The 4321-nt window shown below is 37.2% G+C and carries 7 protein-coding genes and 1 pseudogene; 4 read left to right on the top strand and 4 right to left on the bottom strand.

Going from position 1 to position 4321, the window contains the following annotated elements:
- A pseudogene (locus tag VNZ46_RS16005) lies at nt 1–543 on the bottom strand (hypothetical protein); the annotation flags it as partial.
- Nucleotides 544–726: 183 nt separating this feature from the next.
- Between VNZ46_RS16005 and VNZ46_RS16000 the strand changes: the two are divergent.
- Genes VNZ46_RS16000 through VNZ46_RS15985 form a run of 4 tightly spaced genes read left to right on the top strand, consistent with a single transcriptional unit; the run spans nt 727 to nt 2392 of the window.
- Complete coding sequence (locus VNZ46_RS16000) at nt 727–1269, top strand: DUF6934 family protein (protein WP_325561067.1); 543 nt, start codon at nt 727–729, stop codon at nt 1267–1269.
- A 30-nt stretch (nt 1270–1299) separates the two neighbouring features.
- A complete protein-coding gene (locus tag VNZ46_RS15995; RefSeq protein ID WP_325561066.1) occupies nt 1300–1491 on the top strand; it encodes a hypothetical protein in 192 nt (63 codons plus the stop codon).
- 30 nt (nt 1492–1521) lie between these two features.
- Nucleotides 1522–1680 carry a hypothetical protein gene (locus VNZ46_RS15990; RefSeq protein WP_325561065.1) on the top strand — a complete coding sequence of 53 codons (159 nt, stop codon included), beginning with the start codon at nt 1522–1524 and terminating at the stop codon, nt 1678–1680.
- 43 nt (nt 1681–1723) lie between these two features.
- Nucleotides 1724–2392 carry a hypothetical protein gene (locus tag VNZ46_RS15985; RefSeq protein ID WP_325561064.1) on the top strand — a complete coding sequence of 223 codons (669 nt, stop codon included), beginning with the start codon at nt 1724–1726 and terminating at the stop codon, nt 2390–2392.
- Nucleotides 2393–2438: 46 nt separating this feature from the next.
- Here the strand turns inward: VNZ46_RS15985 and VNZ46_RS15980 are convergent, their stop codons facing one another.
- From VNZ46_RS15980 to VNZ46_RS15970, 3 genes are all read right to left on the bottom strand, one after another.
- Nucleotides 2439–3026, bottom strand: coding sequence for an RNA polymerase sigma-70 factor (locus tag VNZ46_RS15980; protein WP_325561063.1), 588 nt, complete (start codon nt 3024–3026; stop codon nt 2439–2441).
- Nucleotides 3027–3186: 160 nt separating this feature from the next.
- Nucleotides 3187–3963 (bottom strand): hypothetical protein, encoded by a 777-nt coding sequence (locus VNZ46_RS15975; RefSeq protein ID WP_325561062.1) that lies wholly within the window; start codon nt 3961–3963, stop codon nt 3187–3189.
- 6 nt (nt 3964–3969) lie between these two features.
- The coding region (locus tag VNZ46_RS15970) for a hypothetical protein (RefSeq protein WP_325561061.1) at nt 3970–4321 on the bottom strand (352 nt) is incomplete at its 5' end.

The raw sequence follows: 4321 nt of genomic DNA, 5'->3' as shown, positions 1-4321 counted from the left end.
GTCACTGCTTTCCTCATCGCTACCTCTCGTGGCATATACCACCTGCCCATCAGCAGTCTTTGTAATTTCTACACCTGCTTCTTTAGCGAGCTCACCATTAGCCGCATCAGTTAACGATACACGTTTACCATTAGACAAAACTAAGTAAGCCTTGTTACCACCAGGCTTGATGTCGTTTGCCAGCAGATCTCTCGTAGCTCCGCTTCCTTCGAGATGACGTTGAGTATAAAAGAAAACACCCAATCCAACAACCAAAAGAATCGCGGCAGCCGCAGCGATGCGAGGCCATAGTTTTACTGAAGGCGTTTTGATTTTACTTTCAAATCTTTGAAACGCCGCTTTTACATCGTACTGTTTAATATCCGTTAAAGCTTTACCTCTGCTATGTTTGTCAGCCATTTCCTCATACAAAGCCAGATGTGCAGGATCTGCATCAAGCCACAGTTGCAATCCAGCTTCTTCCGAAGCATTCAACTCTGCATTCAATTGCCTTACGATAAGGTCAGCCATTTTTAATGCAATCAGCTCTTTTTCATCTTCCATCACTGGTCATTTTGGGTTTACTTTAATAACAATACAACGCCAATCGGAAAAAGTACCAAAGCAGAATGAAATATTTTTTTCAAAGAAGCGAATTATCACAATATAATCTTTTATTAATTTTTAAACAATTATTGACACTTAAAATTATTATTAATAGATTTACGGCCTAACAACATTACGACAATGCCAGTTACCATAAACTTTGAAGAAACATATCCTGCAATTAACTTAAAAAGTGATTTATCACAAATGTCTTTTGAATCACCCCAAAAAGATGGCACAATTAGGTTAATAATAGTTAGAGTAGACCCCCACCCTGACCCATTATTGCCTAATGTATTTAATCTTGGATTTGGTCCGTCAGATAAAAATGGAGGATTTCACGACACTATGCGGCTGAAACACCTTGATAATAACAAAGTCTTTTCAACTGTTTTATTTCATGGCTTAAATTTTTTAGAAGAAAATTCTCAGCTAGTAATGGGTGTTGATGGTTCAGATGATATAAGAGCCACTTTATATCATCTCATGTTTAAAACAAACAGAAATTATTTAGATGAATTTTTCACCCCACTTGGAATAGACTGGTATGTTCGAATATACAGAAATGGGAAATATGATGCAGATGCCCAGGGAAATTACATCGCTAAGCCTAGATCAGAACCATTTGACTATCAACGATCAAGACATGACTTATACAGATACTATACATTTCGTTTAAGATAGATTATCATTAACATTAATTATATTTGCAATATGAATCGAAGAATTCAACTAAAAATGGAAGAGTATAGGAAAATGGCAAATAGTCATAATGATCCTATTGCTCCAAAATCAATAGCTATTCGTAAAGACAGTTTATCTCAAGTCATACATTCAAAAAAGGATGCTGATGATTTTATGGCTGATTTAGAGAGCGCTTTTAAAAGAGCTAAACAACAATCCTGAGCGTAAAGAATAAACACATAACTTTCTAATATGACAATCGAGGATTTAAACAAGAAAAACATTCCAATTGTTCAAATAGGTAACTCACTTGAAAAATTCAAGGATCAACCTATTTTTCAGGAAAAACTAGATAAGGCCAATGAAGTATTACTACGTGTTGGCTTGCCTAGATCTGCTGTTGCCAGATAAAGTTCTGGATTTTTTACCTATTTTGCTGTGGTAATCCCTAACTATGAAACATTTTTTATTCACAGCACTTATTTTCGCTGGTCTCCTCAGCTCATGTAAAAATGAAAAGAAGATTGACCTCTCAAAATTAAGCTTAAATGAACCTATTGAAAGCTTAATAAACTACAACGACAAAAAAAACATTGGAACGGATAACATAGAATATCCATTCGCCCTGCTTTTGGAAACCAAGGACAGCACAAAATATACTTTTGATGGAATGGAGTTAAAAGAAGGTGTGATGTTTCAAATCCATGCGAAGATTAAGATTGACAGCAATTCTACCGGAGGCCAGTTTAGTATTCAGGACTTTAAAGACAAGCCCCAATTGGAAAAAATCTTGAAAGCGTATTCTGCTGAACCTAATATTTATGGCTATAGAATCAAGCTGAAGACAGATCAAAGCAAAAAGGAAATAAAAGATAGGCTAGTTAAGCTCTATGGAGAAGGAACCAAAAATCCCAATAGCAAAGACAATGACTATGTGGGTGGACTATATTGGAATTTGAAAAAAGAAAACAAATACATCTTTTTTGCCCCCGCATACGACAGGCTAATTGTTTTGAACAGCACTAAGCTATCAAAAACATGCTACTGGGATTTAGCCAACGGCACCATAGATTTGGGCGGCTGTGATCCGCAAAAATACCAGAAGGAATTGCTTACTCAGTAAGATCCACTAGCTTCAGTCTACCTTTGTATATGATTAAATTGATTCACTAAAGATGGTACAAAACCATAAATAGCAAAAGATATTGCTCTCCAGGTAGTCTTTTTCTCAGTAAACCCAGGCCTCTCAGCTTTTGATTTTTTACCGTTTGTAAAGACAAGCCAAGTTTCTCCGCGATTTCAGAATTGCTCATGCCATCAATATATCCCATGGAGATGATCTTACTGCATTGAGGAGGCAATTCACTGATCGCCTGATGTAGCTCCCTGATGATTTCAGTTCTCGTAATCTCCGTCAGATAGCTGTTTTCAATTTGCCCCTGAACAATCGCATATTTTGTGTTACGCTCGTTCGTACGCAATGAAATTTTCAAAAAATTAAGACATGCATTTTTAACAGAACGGTACAAAAAAGCCCGCAGATGTTCATCATTTTCAAAGTCATGCGGCGTATTCCATAGCGAAAGAAAAAATTCCTCTACTACATCTTCTGCATCATTACCCACCATACGTTCAGCAAAAAGACACAATGCAGCATAATGCCGTTGAAAAATTTCGCTAAAGCTTTGAACATCACTATGCCCCAAAGCAATTGACTGTCCGCTTTCAGAAGAAATAGTCAGTTTCTGTACGCTCATACATTTAGTTTAAAAAGCCTTCTCTTAAAGTTAATTAAAATTTACTTCAGTAGTACCACAATCATGCGAAGCACAGAAATAATAATTTTAACTTTGGCTAAATGTATATTATATTTTAGAAACAAAAAAATATATTGTGTAAATGGTTTTATTGTCGGGGCTATTTGGTAAACAATTGCCAGGAAAAATCCTTCAAACTTACTGTTCCACTCATCTTAAGATTGGTAAGCGGACAATAATCAACAGTCAGCTCTTTGAGCTTACGTAATCCGCTTATTTTCAATGCAGTCAAATCACGGTTCTCATAGAGGTTCAATACTTCCAGGTCCTTCAAATGAGTTAGGTTGAGGAAACTAAGGCTATTGGCATCCAGCCGCAATATCTTGATCGCATTTGACCCCTCTGAGCTGAAAGTCGCCAACTGATTATCATTCAACTCACAATTGAACAGAACCGGCTTTTTGCCAACATCGATCTTAATCAGCCGGTTATGGTGCAATTCCAATTCCTTGAGCATGGAAAGTCCGGTGAGGTCAATTTCGGCAATCTTATTGTAGGCAACAGAAATTCGCTCCAAATTGACACATCCCTTTACAACCAATTGTTCCAGGCTGTTATTGAACCCATAAATCGCCCTCAGTCTTTTTAATCCTTGAAAATCTGCGGTCTTCAGTTCATTATCGTAAAAACCGAATTCTTCCAGATTGGTAAAGCTCTTGATTCCTGAAAGAGAGGAAATCTGCTGTTTATTCACATACAGCTTAGTAACTTTCAGTGCTTCACCGGCCTGGATCTCCCCATCTCCATTCAGATCTATACCTTGCCCGATCAACGCTTTTTTAAAGTTCGGGTCCTGGATTTTGATCGTCTGCGCAACAGCTGTCTGAACAACCAGGAGAACGTATACCCAAAGTTGTGTGGCTATTTTTTTCATCATATACTCTTATTTACTGATTAAAGCCGTTACTTTTTCCCCTGCGTTTTTCACTTCTACCATACCCGTAACTTCATCTTCCACTGCATATTTATAAGTATAGTAAGAATAAATCGGGGTTGAAGAAAGGACTTCACCATACATATTGTAACGGGTTGATGTTCCTGATTCTACCTTGTAACTTGCCTCCTTTTCATAAGTAATCCAGGTGGTAATATAATATTGTCCAGGTTTGAGGTCTGTAAATTCGAAGGTCCCCTTATCATCGATCACCTTCCCTTCTATACGATAAGTAAAAGCATCATTGCTCATTGCCGCAACCTTCTTTCCCTTATTGTATTTTTTCCTAAGGGCTATAAAC

The organism is Pedobacter sp., from assembly GCF_035566355.1.
Lineage (GTDB): Bacteria > Bacteroidota > Bacteroidia > Sphingobacteriales > Sphingobacteriaceae > Pedobacter.
Note: the sequence above shows the minus strand (reverse complement) of the source record. Positions and strands in the feature narration are given on the sequence as shown.